16 protein-coding genes are annotated in these 15,662 nt (G+C 73.0%); 10 read left to right on the top strand and 6 right to left on the bottom strand.

Annotated elements, in window-relative coordinates; translation table 11 throughout:
- The 4 genes from JNK12_01210 to JNK12_01225 all read left to right on the top strand — a co-directional run.
- A partial coding sequence (locus JNK12_01210; GenBank protein MBL8774510.1) for a hypothetical protein occupies positions 1-247 on the top strand: 247 nt, incomplete at its 5' end.
- Between the two features lie 36 nt (positions 248-283).
- Positions 284-1,318 (top strand): alcohol dehydrogenase catalytic domain-containing protein, encoded by a 1,035-nt coding sequence (locus JNK12_01215; GenBank protein ID MBL8774511.1) that lies wholly within the window; start codon positions 284-286, stop codon positions 1,316-1,318.
- Positions 1,319-1,411: 93 nt separating this feature from the next.
- Positions 1,412-2,971, top strand: a complete 1,560-nt coding sequence (locus JNK12_01220; GenBank protein MBL8774512.1) for an AMP-binding protein — start codon at positions 1,412-1,414, stop codon at positions 2,969-2,971.
- A gap of 100 nt (positions 2,972-3,071) precedes the next feature.
- Positions 3,072-3,437 carry a hypothetical protein gene (locus JNK12_01225; protein MBL8774513.1) on the top strand — a complete coding sequence of 122 codons (366 nt, stop codon included), beginning with the start codon at positions 3,072-3,074 and terminating at the stop codon, positions 3,435-3,437.
- A 10-nt stretch (positions 3,438-3,447) separates the two neighbouring features.
- Here the strand turns inward: JNK12_01225 and JNK12_01230 are convergent, their stop codons facing one another.
- Both JNK12_01230 and JNK12_01235 read right to left on the bottom strand, forming a co-directional pair.
- Positions 3,448-4,581 (bottom strand): hypothetical protein, encoded by a 1,134-nt coding sequence (locus tag JNK12_01230; protein MBL8774514.1) that lies wholly within the window; start codon positions 4,579-4,581, stop codon positions 3,448-3,450.
- Positions 4,582-4,649: 68 nt separating this feature from the next.
- On the bottom strand, positions 4,650-5,030 hold the full coding sequence (locus JNK12_01235) for a pyridoxamine 5'-phosphate oxidase family protein (GenBank protein MBL8774515.1): 381 nt from the start codon (positions 5,028-5,030) through the stop codon (positions 4,650-4,652).
- A 117-nt stretch (positions 5,031-5,147) separates the two neighbouring features.
- Here JNK12_01235 and JNK12_01240 point away from each other — a divergent pair, with 117 nt between their 5' ends.
- Positions 5,148-6,149, top strand: coding sequence for an endonuclease/exonuclease/phosphatase family protein (locus tag JNK12_01240; protein ID MBL8774516.1), 1,002 nt, complete (start codon positions 5,148-5,150; stop codon positions 6,147-6,149).
- 57 nt (positions 6,150-6,206) lie between these two features.
- Here the strand turns inward: JNK12_01240 and JNK12_01245 are convergent, their stop codons facing one another.
- Positions 6,207-7,139, bottom strand: a complete 933-nt coding sequence (locus tag JNK12_01245; GenBank protein ID MBL8774517.1) for an alcohol dehydrogenase catalytic domain-containing protein — start codon at positions 7,137-7,139, stop codon at positions 6,207-6,209.
- Between the two features lie 80 nt (positions 7,140-7,219).
- Between JNK12_01245 and ysxC the strand changes: the two genes are divergently transcribed.
- The 3 genes from ysxC (at position 7,220) to JNK12_01260 (ending at position 9,207) form a co-directional block, all read left to right on the top strand.
- Positions 7,220-7,810: a ribosome biogenesis GTP-binding protein YsxC gene (gene ysxC / locus JNK12_01250; protein MBL8774518.1), complete on the top strand. Its 591-nt coding sequence runs from the start codon at positions 7,220-7,222 to the stop codon at positions 7,808-7,810.
- Between the two features lie 66 nt (positions 7,811-7,876).
- A complete protein-coding gene (locus JNK12_01255) occupies positions 7,877-8,596 on the top strand; it encodes a nitroreductase family protein (GenBank protein ID MBL8774519.1) in 720 nt (239 codons plus the stop codon).
- A 41-nt stretch (positions 8,597-8,637) separates the two neighbouring features.
- Positions 8,638-9,207: a hypothetical protein gene (locus JNK12_01260; protein MBL8774520.1), complete on the top strand. Its 570-nt coding sequence runs from the start codon at positions 8,638-8,640 to the stop codon at positions 9,205-9,207.
- On the opposite strand, the gene JNK12_01265 is transcribed toward JNK12_01260, so the two are convergent.
- The 3 genes from JNK12_01265 to JNK12_01275 are packed head-to-tail and all read right to left on the bottom strand — an operon-like array spanning position 9,204 to position 13,305.
- Positions 9,204-10,226 (bottom strand): TIGR03617 family F420-dependent LLM class oxidoreductase, encoded by a 1,023-nt coding sequence (locus JNK12_01265; GenBank protein MBL8774521.1) that lies wholly within the window; start codon positions 10,224-10,226, stop codon positions 9,204-9,206. The genes JNK12_01260 and JNK12_01265 overlap by 4 nt on opposite strands.
- A 57-nt stretch (positions 10,227-10,283) precedes the next feature.
- A complete protein-coding gene (locus JNK12_01270; protein ID MBL8774522.1) occupies positions 10,284-10,445 on the bottom strand; it encodes a hypothetical protein in 162 nt (53 codons plus the stop codon).
- A 43-nt stretch (positions 10,446-10,488) separates the two neighbouring features.
- The gene (locus JNK12_01275; protein ID MBL8774523.1) at positions 10,489-13,305 is read right to left on the bottom strand and encodes an AAA family ATPase; all 2,817 of its coding nucleotides are present in this window, start codon (positions 13,303-13,305) and stop codon (positions 10,489-10,491) included.
- Positions 13,306-13,373: 68 nt separating this feature from the next.
- Between JNK12_01275 and JNK12_01280 the strand changes: the two genes are divergently transcribed.
- Complete coding sequence (locus JNK12_01280; protein ID MBL8774524.1) at positions 13,374-15,098, top strand: hypothetical protein; 1,725 nt, start codon at positions 13,374-13,376, stop codon at positions 15,096-15,098.
- Between the two features lie 140 nt (positions 15,099-15,238).
- Positions 15,239-15,655 carry a cyclic nucleotide-binding domain-containing protein gene (locus tag JNK12_01285; protein ID MBL8774525.1) on the top strand — a complete coding sequence of 139 codons (417 nt, stop codon included), beginning with the start codon at positions 15,239-15,241 and terminating at the stop codon, positions 15,653-15,655.
- The last annotated feature ends 7 nt before the right edge of the window (positions 15,656-15,662 follow it).

Consider the following 15,662-nt stretch of genomic DNA (forward strand, 5'->3'; position numbering starts at 1 on the left):
CGAGACACTGATGCTGGCCACCGCGCTCGCCGGTCACGTCGACTCGGCCCGAAGGCTGCGCAGCTACCTGCTGACCGCCGACCTCCTCGCCATGGGCCCGCGGGAGAAGGCGTACGCCGACACCGAGGCGGCACTCGCCGCCGCCGGCGTCGACCTCGAGGCCCGCGACCACGGCATCGCCACCCGCCGCGACCTGCTCGACCTGCTCGACCTGCTCGACGAGATCGAGGCGGCGCTGCCCGACTGAACGCGGGCGTCCCCGCGGAGGCGTAGCGTCGCGGCCATGAGCGAGCAGATGAAGGCGATCGTGGTCGAGGATGGGGCGGTCCGGGTCGGTGACCTGGACGTGCCCGAGCCCACGGCGGGACAGGCGCTGGTGCGGATCACGACCGCGGGCGTCTGCCACTCCGACCTGCACCTGGCCAAGGGCGACTGGATGGGCGTGTCCACGCCGCAGCTCGGCCACGAGGCCATCGGCGTGGTCGAGGCCCTCGGGCCCGGCGCCGAGGCCGACGTCTCGATCGGCCAGCGGGTGATCCTCGGCCTCGGCGGCGCCGGCGGCGCGTTCTGGTGCGGCGCGTGCGAGTACTGCCTCGGTGGCCGTCCCCGCCACTGCCCCCAGGCCGGCACGGTCATGGGCACGTTCGCCGAGCGCTTCGCCATCTGGTCGAAGGCGCTCGTCCCGCTGCCCGACAGCATCGGCGACGAGGAGGCCCCCCTCGCGTGCGGCGGGCTCACCGCGTACAGCGCCGTGCGCAAGCTCCAGCTCCACGGCATCCCGCCCGGGCGCACGATCGGCGTGATCGGCGCGGCCGGAGGTCTCGGCCACTACGCGATCCAGATCCTCCAGGCCTTCGGCTACAAGGTGCTCGGCGTCGACATCGGCGAGGACCGACTCGAGTTCGTCCGCTCGCTCGGCGCCGACGAGGCGGTCAGCGTCGAGGACGCCGCCGGCGTCGCCATGATGAAGGGCGGCATCGACGCCGTGCTCGTGTTCGCCGCCCGGGTCGCCGGCTTCCAACTCGGCCTGTCGATGCTGCGCCAGCAGGGCCTTTTCGTGGGCGTGGGCCTGCCGCCGACGAGCGACGGCAACTTCGAGATCAGCCCGTTCGAGTTCTTCTGGCGGGACCCCACCCTCATCTTCTCGGCGGTGGGCACCGTGCAGGAGATGCGGGACCTGATCGCCCTGGCCGCGGATGGCAAGGTGAAGACGCACGTCTCGCGCACCGGCAGCCTGTCCGACGTCCCGCAGATCTTCGAGGAGCTCGAGGCCGGCGCCTACCTCGGCCGGGCCGTGCTCACCGACCTCAGCAGCTAGCGATGGCGGGCGGCCGCCGCCTGCCGTGCGCCGCCCACCATTCGCCACCCACGGCCAGAAGGGCCGCCGCCATCGAGGGACCCAGGGGGGACCATGCCGAAGTTGTTGGACGCGTACGTCACCGAGCGAGGGGCCGATCTGGCCCTCGCCGACGAGCGGGGGGAGTCGAACTGGGCCGAGCTGGCCGAGCGGGTGGTGCGCCTCATGCACGTGCTCACGGGCGCGGGCCTCGAGCCCGGGGACACCTTCGCCCTCATGGTGGGCAACCGGCGGGAGGCCTTCGAGGCCTTCTGGGCGGCGGCCCACCTCGGGACCACGTACGTACCGGTCAACTGGCACTGGACCGCCGACGAGCTGGCCTACGTCCTCGAGGACGCGGGGTGCAAGGCCCTGGTCGTCGACGAGCTGTTCGCCGACGTGGCGGAAGCCGCGCTCGCCGACGAGCGGGCCGCGACCGTGGGACTGGCACTGGTCACGGGCACCGAGGACCGGGGCCGTCTCTCCAGCTACGAGGCGGCGCTCGCGGCGGCGCCCACCGACGAGCCGGACACGGCGCTGTTCGGCGGGCCGATGTTCTACACCTCCGGCACCACCGGCCGACCGAAGGGCGTCCGCGGCATGCTCGCCGGCGGCGCCGACGTCCCGAGTGACCTGCTCCCGCTCGTCGCGGGCATGTTGGGGGAGTTCGTGCCGACCCCCGGGCGCACGCTCCTGGCCGGGCCCGTGTACCACTCGGCGCAGTGGGCCTTCAGCTTCCTGCCGATGGTGGCGGGGTCGGCGGTGGTCATGCGCCACAAGTTCGACCCCACCGAGACGGTGCGCCTCTTCGACGAGTGGGCCGTGACGAACGTCCACCTCGTGCCGGTGCAGTTCAAGCGTCTCCTCGACCTGCCGGAGGATGTCCGGTCCGGGCTCGACGGGTCGAGCCTCGAGGCCGTCTGGCACGGCGCCGCGCCCTGCCCGGCGCCGTGGAAGCAGGCGATGATCGAGTGGCTCGGCCCCAAGGTCCACGAGTACTACGGATCGACCGAAGGCGCCTTCATCTCGACCATCCGCGCCGAGGACTGGGTGCGCAAGGGCGGCAGCGTGGGGCCGCCCCTTTCCATGATGGAGGTCCTGGTCATCGGTCCCGACGACGAGCCCGTGGCCCAGGGCGAGTCGGGGACGCTCTACTTCCGCAGCGCCCTCGGCAGCGACTTCGTGTACCACAACGATCCGGACAAGACCGCCGCCGCGCACCTCGAGCCCGGGGTGTTCACCACCGGGGACGTCGGCTACCTCGACGACGAGGGCTACCTGTGGCTCTCGGACCGCAAGATCGACATGATCATCTCGGGTGGGGTGAACATCTACCCGGCCGAGATCGAGACCGTCCTGGCCGAGCACCCGGCCGTGGCCGACGTGGCCGTCATCGGGGTTCCCGACGACGAGTACGGCGAGCAGGTGAAAGCCGTGGTCCAGACGGTCGAGGGCGTGAAGGGCTCGGACGAGCTCGCTGAGGAGCTCGTGGCCCTGTGCCGCGAGAAGCTCGCCGGCTACAAGCGGCCGAAGACCATCGACTGGTCGGACGCCCTGCCACGCTCTGCCGCCGGCAAGCTGCTCAAGCGCGAGCTGCGGGCGCCCTACTGGGAGGGCAGCGGCCGCAGCATCTGAGGGTCGGGCGGAACGCATCCCGCTCCCTGTCAGCGCGCCTGCGTAGGTTGCCTCCATGGCGTTCGGACAAGCAGCTGGCCCCCCGGCATCGCCCAAACGCGTGGCCGAGCTCGCGGAAGCGCTCGAGGCACTGGGCTTCGACACCTTCAAGGAGGCCCGTCACCGCATCGGGCTCAACCAGCGTCAGGCGGCGGGCAAGTTCACCAACGCCGAGATCGACGAGCTCTTGGCCCGCCTCGAGGAGCACGGCGTCGACGGCGACCCTGCGGGCGCGGGGCCGGGTGCCGGCACTGACGCCCAGGCCCGTGCCACGAGGCGGGTGGCGACCCCGAAGGCGACGAGCGCCGCGGCCGCGCCCGATCGCCGCCAGCGAGCGCGTGACGAGGAACTGGTCGTCCGCCTCGACGCCGACCTCATGGCCACCGAGCTGGTCAACCGAGGGTGGTGCTGCATCCCTCCCGAGTGAAGGATCGGCGTCAGGGGCAGGGCCGGCCGGCGAGGTCCTCGAGCTCGCACCAGGGCACTGACACCAAGGCGACGTCGGCGGGTCCGTCGTGGCCGGCGTCGTGGATCCCGAACGGCATCGAGGTGGCGTCCCCGAGTGGCGGGTGGGGGGCGAAGTGGTAGCAGTTGAAGCCACCCTCCACGACCTCGGGGTCGCAGTCGACGGCCACGTCGCCGGGGTCGGACCACGGACCTTCGGGGGCGTCGGCCACCCGGATGCGCAGGGTCGGGTCGCCGAACGCGCGTGGCGCGGCGGAGACGAAGGCGTCCAGGTGCTCGCTCCACGAGACCGAGAACTGCTGGGGCGTGAACCCGTCCGGTTGCTCGACGCCGGGCAGGGGCATCTCCATGGGTGCGGCCGCCTCGAGCGCTCGTCGGAACGAGGCCTCACTGCAGTCCGGGCCGGAGGCCGGGTCGACGGTGCACGCCGCCCAGCCCTCGTCGTCGCCGCGCCACACCTCCCACGAGGCGCGTACGCCCACGGGCTGTCCGACCGCGGCCCGGACGACGGAGCACTGCTGCTCGTTCACCCAGTCGGGGGTCTCGTCGGGATGGCAGCCGTAGGTGTACTGGTGGCCGTCGTCGTACACGGCGCCGGCCCCGAAGGTGACGTTGCGCTCGCCCGAGGACCAGGCGCCGGGGAACAGGTCCCACCGGTGCACCTGGGCGCTCCAGGTGGCGGTCGAGCCGTGCTCGTAGGTGTAGGTGGCGACCCCGTAGTCGCCGACGTCGCTGCGGTCGAGCAGCGAGGCCCGGCACCCGTGGATGAAGAAGGCGGTGACGAGTGTGGTGCCGGGGACCCTCCCGGGGGCGGCGGTCACCCCGTTGATCCACGACGCCGCGCCGCCCTCGTCCGAGCAACGTCCCGTGTCCATGGGCGCCGGCCGGACGAAGTTGGCCTGTTGGAACGTCGGGGAGCGGTCGTCGGGGTCGGAGACCGCCACCGAATTGGTCAGGCCCCCTGGTAGGGCGTTCGGATCGCACACCACCCAGAGCACCTTCCCGTCGCCCAGGGGGACGGTCCAGCCGCAGTCGCCGTTCTCGGAGTCGACCCGGCCGTCGGGGCTCGCCTCGAGGCTGCGAGCGCCGTCGGGCGAGCACCCCACGCCGAAGGTGAGTGCCAGGAGGAGGACGACGAGCGCCGTGATCGAGGCCCGGCGGGCCGCGAACGGCCTCAGGACGGTGGGCCTCCGTCGACCGCGAGGCAGTTCGGGCCCTCACCGGCGGCGCCGGCGACGCGGTGGAGGATCGCCGCATGCGGCGTCATGCGCACCTCGTCGGATCCCTCCGCGTCGGCTCCGACGGCGAGGGCATCGACGATCAAGCTGTACGCGGGATCGGTGGCGGGCGGCCACAGCAGCGCGACGGACGGTCGGTCGGCGACGTTGCCTCGGGTGCGGCGCCCGGCACCGGCGACCAGCACCTCGCCCTCGAGGCGCACCGTCACCGAGGTCACGTGGGGCGTGCCGTCCTCGTTCACCGTGGTGAGGAAGGGGTTCGGGCCGTATTCAGCGAGGCGTTCGCGGAGCGCGGTGAGGTCGACGGGCACGCTCATGGGCGCACCGCCGCCGGTCCGCCGGCGTCACGGGTGATCTGCATCCCGCCATCCTGCCAGCACACCCGGCGACACCTTCCGTTCACCGGGGCGTCGCCTTCTGGCAGGGTGGTTCCCATGCGCCTCCTCCTACCCGCACGGCTCGCCGCCCCCCTCCTCGTGCTCGCGCTCCTGGCGGCGGCGTGTGGAGGCGATGACGAGCCCGGGTCCGAGTCGGCGGATGCCGACACGACGACGAGCACGACCGTGGTGGGCGCCGGAGGTGAGCTGGATCTCCTGTCCTACAACGTGGCGGGCCTACCCGAGGTCCTGTCGGGCTCCGAGCCCGCCACCAACATGCCCCTCATCGGGCCCCTGCTGAACGACCACGACCTGGTGCTCCTCCAGGAGACGTGGAAGACGCCGGACCCGAACCCGCTGGCCCCGCTGCGGGTGTACCACGAGGAGCTCGAATCCCGGGTCGACTTCGAGCACCGGTCGACCTCGGCGCCGTTGCCTCTCGGGGGCGACCCGACCCGACCCGAGGCCATCCTCGCGGACGGCCTCAACCAGTTCTCCCGTTTCCCCTTCGGCGACGTCGAGCGGGTCCGGTGGGAGGGGTGCTTCGGCGGTGCCGACACCAGCCAGGGCGGGGCCGGGGACTGCCTCGCGCAGAAGGGCTTCATGGTCACCCGGACCGCCTTGGCCGACGGTGTCGAGGTGGACGTCTACAACCTCCACGCCGAGGCCGGCGGCACACAGGACGACCAGGTGCTCCAGGCCGCCGACTACGAGCAGCTCGCGGCCTTCATCGAGGAGCACTCGGCCGGTCACGCCGTGCTGCTCGCCGGCGACACCAACCTCCACACGTGGGCGACGCCGGATCCCGACAGCCCGGAAGGGGAGGGCGACCTCGCCATCTGGCAGACGTTCCTCGAGCGCACCGGTCTCACCGACGTGTGCGATGCGGTCGAGTGCGAGGATCCGAGCGCCATCGACAAGGCCGCCTTCCGCAGCGAGGACGGCGTCACCTTCGAGCCGCTCTCCCACGACAACCCCACCGACAGCTTCGTGCGGGACGACGGCGAGCCGCTCAGCGATCACCCCCCGCTCGCGGTGACGTTCCGGTGGACCGCCTGACGGGCTCGGACGACCGGGCGCGCGCCCGACCCGAGCCCGGGATGCTCCTCTGGATCGTCAGGGCTGGAGCACGACCTTGATGGCGCCGCTGGCGCGGTCGGCGGCCACGCGGAAGGCCTCGGGCGCATCGTCGAGGCCGAAGCGGTGGGTGACGAGTGACGGTGCCAGCTCCGGCACCGCCGCGAGGAGGGCGGCGGCGTCGTCCACCTCACGGCGGCCGCTGTGGTGGCCGTAGCCGTAGCAGGCCACGACGTCGAGCTCTTTGATGGTGAGGGGGATCCCGGGAGCGGTGAGATCCTCCCAGTACGTGCCGAGGAGGGCGATGGTGCCCCGGCTGCGCGCCAGGTCGCACGCGGCGGCGAACGCGGAGGACGTGCCCGCGGCCTCGATGACCACGTCGTAGCGGCCGTCGGCCGGTCGGCCTCCCACCGCCTCGGCGGCGGTGGCTTGGTGAGGATGGCGGGTCACGGAGCCCACCTCACAACCCGCGTGGGTCGCGGCGGCGACCGCGGCGATGCCCAACGTCCCCCCGCCGACCACCGCGACGCGCATCCCGGGCTCGACCCGGGCCCGGGCCATGGCGTGGACGGCGCAGGCCACCGGCTCGACGAGCCCGGCGTCGAGGACGTCGAGTCCGGCCGGCAGGGGCACCACGCACTCGGGGCCCACGAGGACCTCGTCGGCCATCCCACCGTCGGCCGAGATCCCGATGGTCGAGGCCGTCGCGCAGAGCTGGGAGTCGCCGGCGAGGCAGCGCTCGCACGTGCCACACCAGCGAACCGGTTCGATGGCCACCGGCGTGCCGTCGGGCAGCCACCCGGACACCTCGTGGCCGAGGATGACGGGCAGCGGCCCCCAGCTGAGCAGGTGGAGATCGGACCCGCAGATGCCGCTGGCGGCCACCTTGACCACCACGTCGTCGGGGCCGGGCTCGGGCGCGGGCACCTCGGCCACCTGCACGCCGTCCTCGGTGACCCGGACCCCCCGCATCAGCGGTGACCCTGACGGCAGCGTCGATCCATGCGCCATCGTCGCACGACGGCGAGGTCCGCATCCGCCATGATCGTGGCGTGTCCGCCGGCCGCCCCCTGCCCCTCGAGTTCGTGACGTCGGCACCGACCGCCGACGACCTCCCTGACAACGAGGCCGAGTTGGCCGTGGTGGGACGGTCCAACGTCGGCAAGTCCTCGCTCTTGAACGCCCTCGCCAACCGCAAGCGCCTCGCCATGGTGTCCAAGACCCCGGGCCGAACCCAGCTCCTCAACTGCTTCGCCCTCGGCGACGGCACCGCGGTCATCGACTGCCCGGGGTACGGCTACGCGTCGGCGCCGGCGGCCACCCGCCAGCGCTGGCAGCAGATGATGGAGGATTACCTGCTCACCCGCGAGCAGCTGACGATGATCCTCGTGCTCGTGGACGGCGAGATCGGCCCGACCAAGCTCGACCTCCAGATGTTGGAGTGGCTGCGGGCCAACGCCCTGCCGCACGTGATCATCGCCACCAAGCACGACAAGGTGAAGGCCGCGAAGCGCCAGAAGCGCAAGAAGGACCTCGCCGCGGCCTGCCAGCTCGAGCCCGGCGACATCATCTGGGTCAGCGCCGCCAACGGCACCGGGATCGACCGCCTGCGCGGCCTGGTGTGGGAGTGGCTCCAGCTCTGACGCTCGGCCCGTCCACCGGAAGGAGCGGCCCGGCCGGGTCCGGCTCCGGGCCGTACGCTCCGGCCCATGACCGCCGCCGGATCCGCAGGTGCCGCCGCGCCCGAGCCGTTCACGCCGCCGACACCCGCCGAGGCGCTCGCCCGTCTCGGGATGCCTCTCGACGAGGCCATGCGCACCCAGCGGGCCGTGCGCCGCCTCCATCTCGAGCCGGTGTCGCACGACGTGCTCCTGCCGCTCCTGGAGCTCTCGCTCAAGGCGCCGACGAGCTCGAACACCCAGGACTGGTCGTACCTCGTCGTCGAGGACCCCGAGCAGAAGGCCCGTCTCGCCCGGCTCTACCGACGGCTGTACCGGCTGTTCAACCCGGTCGTCGAGCGCCAGGCGCGCGGGGACGAGGCGGCCCTGCGGGGCATGCGCCCCGGTCAGTGGCAGGCCGAGCACTTCGAGGAGCTGCCGGTGTTCGTCATCCCGTGCTACTCCCGCAATCTCAAGCACCGGCCGGTCGGCCGCCCGCAGATCTCCGTGGCGTCGTTCTACGGCTCGGTCTACCCCGCGGTGCAGAACCTGCTCCTGGCCTGCCGGGCCGTCGGCCTGGGCGCCTCCTTGCAGACGCTGCCGATCTGGCACGTCCGCGGCGCCCGCAAGATCCTCGGCTTGCCCCGCCACGTGAACCCGGTGTGCATCATCCCCATCGGGTGGGCCAAGGGCCGCTACGGGACCACCACCCGGCGCCCGATCGGCGAGGTCGTGCACCTCGACCGGTACGGCCACCAGCCCTTCCGCTGAGCACGACCACCCGGGCTCGGTCGCCCCACTACCTTGCGGCCGTGGACTTCGGGGACCTGGGTGAGCTGTTCGACGACAACGAGGGTCTCGGTGCCGTGCGCGACGCCGCGGAGTGGGTGCTCGATCACCGGGCCGACCTCACCGAGCTGGTGCAGGCCCTGCCACGGGTGCTGGACCAGGTGGGGGACACCCTGCGGGCCGCCGGGGGTGGGGCCAGCGACGCCGCCGAGCTGTTGGCGGGCAAGGAGGGTGGCAGCGCGCAGACCCTCACCGCCGCCGCGGCAGCGGCCATCACCAGCAGCACCCGCGAGCTCGCGGCCATCACCAAGGTGCTGGGAGACATCGGCGACAAGCTGGACGCCGTGCCGCTGATCGACGACGTGGCGTCGACCATCGGGGACGGGGTGGAACGGGTGGAGGCGATCGTGGCCCAACTCGACGACGTCGCCGACCAGCTCGGCGGCCTCGGCCGCCAGCTCGGGGCGACCGGCAAGGGCCTCGGCGTGGCGGGGGTCAACCTGGCCAAGGGCGGTGAGGCCCTCAACGGGTTCGCCTCGGGTACGTCGGGGGGCGCCGCCAAGCAGGGTCGGGCCTTGCCCAAGGGTCGCTAGCAGGCGCGCAGCGCCTCGACCGCCTCCGTGAACGCATCGTCGTGGGCGGGGTCATCGGGCACCTGGAGGAGCACGCCGTCGACGATGTCCGCGTATCGCTCGGCCACGGCGGACGCGAGTCGGCCGTACGGGGCGGAGACGACGACGGTGTCGAGCACCTCGTCCTCGACGGCGGCGGCCATGTCGTCCCAGCGGCCGGCGCGGGCGAGGCTCCGCAGAACGTCGCCGAGATCCGTCCACCCATGCAGCTCGAGGGTCCGGCGGTAGGCCGGGGTGCTGAACAGGAAGCCGAGCCGACGGCGGCGCTCCTCGCGGGACTGCGCCACGGCGGCGTCGTCGGGACCGGTGGCGACCATGCCGCCGGCCACGACGAGCGGCGCGCCGGGACCTCGACCCCCGGCCCGGCGCCCCTCCTCCAGCGCGGGCAGGCAGGCCTCCGTGAGGTAGCGCCGGTCGGAGTTGGTGGGGTGGGTCACGAACCCGTCCGCGAGCTCGCCACCCAGCCGGCAGGAGCGGTCACCCACCCCACCGAGCCAGATCGGTGGCGCGGGGCCGTCGAGGGGGCCCGGGTTGAACTCGGGTTGCAGGCGGGTCAGGCGGTAGCGGGGCCCCTCGTGGTGGAGCGGGGCGTCTCCGGCGAAGGCGGCGAAGCAGGCCCGCACCGCGGCGACGTAGTCGGCCATGTGCTCGACCGGGTCGGTCCACGTGACGCCGAAGCGCTCCGCGACGTTGGCTTTGATCTGCGTCCCGAGCCCGAGGTCGAAGCGGCCGGGGCCGAGACGGGCGAGCGACCAGGACGTGAGCGCCACCTGCATGGGGCTGCGGGCGAAAGCGACCGCCAGCGAGGTGCGGACGACCAGCCGCTCGGTGTGCTCCAGGGCCAGCGCGCTGACCACGAAGGCGTCGTTGACCATCTCGGCCACGTGAAGCGCGTCGAAGCCCAGACGCTCGACCCGTCGGGCGTGGTCGGCGACCGCCGACAACGGGAGGTGCGGGTCCATGCCGGCGGCGACGTGCACGTCGAGATCTTGACCGACGAAGCGGCCGCGAGCGGACCGGAGCGGGCGTCGAGCTCGTCAGGCCCGCTCGCCGGGTGCCCGGTCGGGCTCGTCCTCGGCGTCGGCCGTCGCTGCGGTGGTCGCCAACCACGGCGCCATGGGGTCGGGAGGGAGCGGGATCGGGTCGACGGGCCGCCGACCCGGGCCGTCGTCGCCCTCCGCCGGGGCGGGCTCGGTCATGTGCCGGTTCTACGACGACGGGTGTGCGGGCGCATCCGTAGCGCTACGCATCCCGGAGGCGCAGCCGCTCGGCGGCCACGACCGCCAGCTGGACCCGGGACGAGAGGCCGAGCTTCGTGTAGACGTGGCTCAGGTGGCTCTCGACGGTCCGGCGTGAGCAGTGCAGCGCCGCGGCGATCTCGGCGTTGCTGAGCGACTCGGCCAGCAGGCTCACGACCTCGAGCTCGCGTGCGGTGAGTGACGCCCAACCGAAGGTGGCCGTCGACCGGACCGCCGCCGGGCCGGCGAGGCCCGGGACGCCGAAGGGGACCGCGCCGGCCCCTTCCAGCACCGGGAAGGCCTTCGCCCGAAGGGCATCGGCCACTGGTTGTTGTCCGACCGCCTCGTGCACGTCGGCGGCCTCGGCCTGGAGGAGGGCGAGCTCCACCGGGCGGGCGTTCGCCTTGCGGGCGGCCAGGCGATCCAGCGCCTCTCGGTAGGCGGTGGGATCCCGGTCGGCCATCCCCCGGCAACGGGCGGTGACCATGGGCGCCGAGGAGTCGGGGGAGCGGGCGCTGATCTCCTCGAGGGCCCGCAGCACCCGGTCGACGCGGTCCCGCTCGCCGGCCCGCAGCGCCACGCGCACGACGTCCGGGGCGATGTCCCACACGTAGTAGTCGAGGCCTCGCTCCTCGAGGCCGTCCCAGAGCAGACCGATCGTCCCCAGAGCCGCACCCACCTGGCCCTGCCGTTCCGCCAGCAGCGCCGACACCCAGGCCACCTGGTCCAGGCCCTGTCCCCCCTCGGCGGCCCCGAGCTCGGCTTCGGCCAGCGCGCGGGCCGCCGCGTCCCGGTCGTCCCGGGCGACGGCCAATCTCGCCCGTACGCACCACAGCCAGACGTCGGCCACCGAGCCGCCCATGTCGTGGCTCTGCGACAGGCCGGCGTCCACCTCGGCCATCGCCTCGTCCCAGTCGCCGCGACGGTGGTGGGCGCGGGCACGCAGCAGGTGGCGGAGCGGGACGTCCCAGACGAGCCCGAGGCGCTCACCCAGCTCGGTCGCCCGCTCGATGGCCGTGCGGGCCTCGGCGTCGTGGTCCGCCCACAGGAGCACCTGCGCATAGAACACGTAGGGCACGTTTCGGTGCGCCTCGAGGCGACCGGAGGCGTCGGCCCGGGTGACGGCCTCCCGTCCGAGGGCGAGTCCCCCGGGGAGGTCGCCTTCGAGGGCGCGCACCCACGAGGTCACCGCCAGGACGAAGGTCTCCACGGCCACGTCGCCGGCCGCCCTCGACGCCGACAGGGCCCGCGCCGCGGTCTCCGCGGCGGCGGTCAGGTCGCCGCCGAGCAGGTGTGCCAAGGCGGCGTCGGCGAGCGCGCCGGCCCGCTCCGGCGAGTCCGGCTCGGTCCCGTTGTCCAACTGGGCGGCAGCCTCGGACAGGCGCCCTTCGAGGAAGAGCGCCTGGCCCAGGAGGTAGCCGAGGGTGCCCCGCAACTCGTCGTCGACGCCGGCGTCGCGCAGGCAGGCCTCGGCGAGGGCGTGGCCATCGCGCTGGCGGCCCGAGAAGACGAGTGCCTCGGCGAGTCGGGCCTGCACCGCCGGCCGGCGGGCATCGTCGGGCGGGAGCAGCTCGATCGCCCGGGTGAGGAACCCGGCGGCCGTGGCCGGCGCGGTCACCCGGACCTGGTGGGCGCCCTCGAGCAGCCAGGGGACGGCCTCCGCCCCGGCGCCGGCCGCACCCCGGTCGACCTGCGCGGCGATGTCGAACGCGTCAGCGTGGCGATCGGCCAGCGCCCGGGCGGCCTCGACGTGCAGGGTGGTGCGCACGGCCCCGGGCAACGACTGGTAGATGCCCTCCCACACGAGGTCGTGCACGAAGGAGAGCCGATCGCCCGAGGGGTGCAGGATGCCGGCGGCGAGCGCCTCGTCGACGTCGGCGGCGACCGAGATCCCGCGTCGGCCGACGAGGTCGGCCACCACGGCGAGCTCGAAGGTGCGGCCGAGCACCGACGCGGCCCGCAGGAGCTCGACCGTCTCGGGACGCAGGTGGTCGAGTCGGCGCAGCGCGGTGTCACCGAGCGGGGAGCCGCCACGCCCTTCGGCCAACTCGATGGTGTCGCCGTCCTCGAAGAGCGCGCCTGCTGAGCTGTGCGCGGCGACGAGCTCGATGGCGAGGAAGGGGTTGCCGCCGGCGCGCCCCACCTCGGCGGCGAGTCGCGGTCCCGGGCGTCCCCCGGCGAGCGAGGCGACCACGTCGGCCAGGGCAGGGGCGGGGAGCGGGCCGACCTCCACCACGGTGGCGCCGAGGTCGTCGAGCGCCCGCAGTGCCGTCACCAGTGCCGGCGCCTGCGGGTGCCGGCGCGTTCCCACGGCGAGCAGCAACGGCACCGTGGCCGCCCGCTCCGCCAGGGCCACCACCACCCGCAACGTGTCCTCGTCGGCCCAGTGGAGGTCGTCGAGGACGAGGGCGACCGGGCGACGGGCCGTCGCCGCGTCGACGAGGCCGAGCACGGTGTCGAGCACGCGGAACCGGACCTCGCCGGCGAGGGGCAGTCCGGAGTGATCGAGCTCGTCCTGCCCGGAGAGGATCCGACCGATGCGGGCCGCGTCGGGATCGTCGGCCTCGGGATGCAGGCCGAGCAACTGGGTCAGCGGGCCGAAGGGCCGTGCCTGGGCCATCTCGTCGCCACGGCCGCTGTGCACGTCGAAGCCCGCCGCGTCGGCGCGTCGGGCCAGGTCGGCCAGGAGTGCGCTCTTGCCGATGCCGGGGTCGCCCCGCACGACGACGACGCGGCCTCGTCCGGCGCCGGCGTCCTCCACGGCGGCGGTGAGCAGCGCCACCTGCTCGTCCCGGCCGACGAGGGTGCTGGTGTCCGCCACCCGGTGGAGCCTAGAGATCCGTAGTGCTACTGATGCGGCTCGACTGGCCCTCGTGCGACGGTCCCCCGATGCGTCCACGAACCCGCCGCCAGATCGCGGCCACCGCCCTGCTCGCCGTCACCGCATCGGTGGTCGGCATCTTCCTCGGAACGACGGCGGTCGGAGCCGAGCCCCAGGTGCCCGCCGACGGCAGGGTGTCCGTGGACTCGAACGAGGGTCAGGCCGACGACACGGTCAACGCCGCGGCCACCAGCACCTCGCCCGACATCTCGGCCGACGGTCGGTTCGTGGTCTTCACCTCGCGGGCGGCTGACCTCGTGGCCGGGGACACCAACGAGACCGAGGACGTGTACTTGCGGGATCGACTCCTCGGCACCACCGAGCGCATCAGCGTGGACAGCGCGGAGGTCGGGGCCAACGGCGCATCGACGTCACCGGCAATCTCCGACGACGGTCGCCTCGTGGTGTTCCACAGCCTCGCGAGCAACCTCGTCGCCTCCGACACGAACGGGGCGTTCGACATCTTCCTGCGGGATCGTCAGGCGGGCACCACCGTGAAGCTCAGCAGCGGGTTCCAGATCTTCATCAACCCGCACGCCAACGGGAGCTCGACGAACGCCGACATCTCCGGCAACGGGACCGTGGTCGCCTTCGAGTCCGACGCCTCCAACATCATCAGCGGTGACGGCAACGGCGTGCGCGACATCTTCGTGCGCACCCTCGCCACGGGCACCGTCGTGCGCGCCAGCGTCGCCAACGACGAGAGCGAGTCCAACGCCAACTCCTTCGGCGCCGCCCTCGACCAGGACGGCGACGTCGTCGCCTTCCAGAGCGACGCCTCGGACCTCATCGGGGTCAACGACACCAACGCGGTGCGCGACGTCTACGCCCGTCGCCTCGCGACGGGAACCACGTTCCGGGTGAGCGTGGACTCGAACAACGACCAGGCCCTCCAGCCGTCGTTCGTGCCCTCGGTGAGCGATGACGGGCTGTCGTTCGCGTTCGAGACCGATGCCGACCTCGTGCCCGCGGACGACAACGGCCTGCGCGACGTGTACGTGCGCAAGCCGTCGGCCAACCAATTGACCTACGCGAGCATGGACACCGGTGGTGGTGCCGGCAACGGGCTCAGCAGCGCCGCGGTCATCTCGGGCGACGCCACCCGGGTCGCCTTCGACAGCGAAGCCAGCGATCTCGTCGCCGCCGACGCCAACGGTGCCGGCCAGGACGTTTTCGTACGGACGCTGACGGGCTCGCCCGGGACGGTGCTGTACAGCGCCCGCCCCGGCACCGTGGTCGAGGGAGGCTCCGAGCAGCCGGTGATCGCCGACAACGGGATCGTGGCCTTCGACAGCACCGCGACCAACCTGGTGGCCAACGACACGAATGGCCGCTTCGACGTCTTCGTGGCCGGCGAGGTGTGCGACGGACGCGTCGTCGACGTCGACCTGAACCAGGGGGACGTGCCCACGGCCAACGCCGACGTGATCCTCGGGACGCCGGGCGCGGACACGGTGGATGGCCTGGCCGGCGCCGACCGCTTCTGCGGCGGCAACGGCGATGACGTCTTCCGCGGTGGTCTCGGGGCCGACCGGGCCTTCGGCGGCCAGGGCTCGGACAAGCTGAGCGGCGACGACGGCAAAGACGTGCTCGAGGGCAACGGTGGCAACGACATCCTCAAGGGCGGCGCGGGGAACGACGCCATGAAGGGCGGCACGGGCCTCGACACCTGCAAGGGCCAGACGGGCACGGACACCGCATCCACCTGTGAGACCCGCGTCGGCATCCCCTGATCGGACCGATCCCGTACGCCGGCGAGGCCCGGGCGGGAGGCCCGGGCCCGTGGTCCGGGCCTCGCCGCGTCCCCGGACCCGAGTAGCGTCTCCTCGACCACCCGTTCGACCCCGTTCGACCCGTCCGCCAAGGGGGCACCATGCGCCGAGCACCGATCGACGAGCGTCTCACGGCCATCCCGCTGTTCCAGCACCTCACCGACAAGCAGCTGTCGACGGTGGCGAGCCTGGCCACGGTCCTCGACATCGGCGCAGGGCGCGAGCTCATCCGTGAGGGCCAGGTGGGACGTGAGTTCTTCCTCGTCGTCGACGGGGAGGCCGAGGTGACCCGCGCCGGTGAGCACGTGGCCACCCTCGGGCCGGGCACGTTCTTCGGGGAGACGGCGCTGCTGCTCGACCAGCCCCGCAACGCCACCGTGGTCGCCACGACCGACATGGTGGTCGAGGTCATCGAGCGCCGGGACTTCAAAGGGCTCCTCGACGAGTACCCCGACCTCTACGCGCCGTTGCTGGCCGCCACCGCGCAGCAGCTCGACGAGGGCTCCGGGGCGACCTGACCGCCGA

This window comes from Acidimicrobiales bacterium (assembly GCA_016794585.1).
Classification (GTDB): Bacteria; Actinomycetota; Acidimicrobiia; order Acidimicrobiales; family DATDAH01; genus JAEUJM01.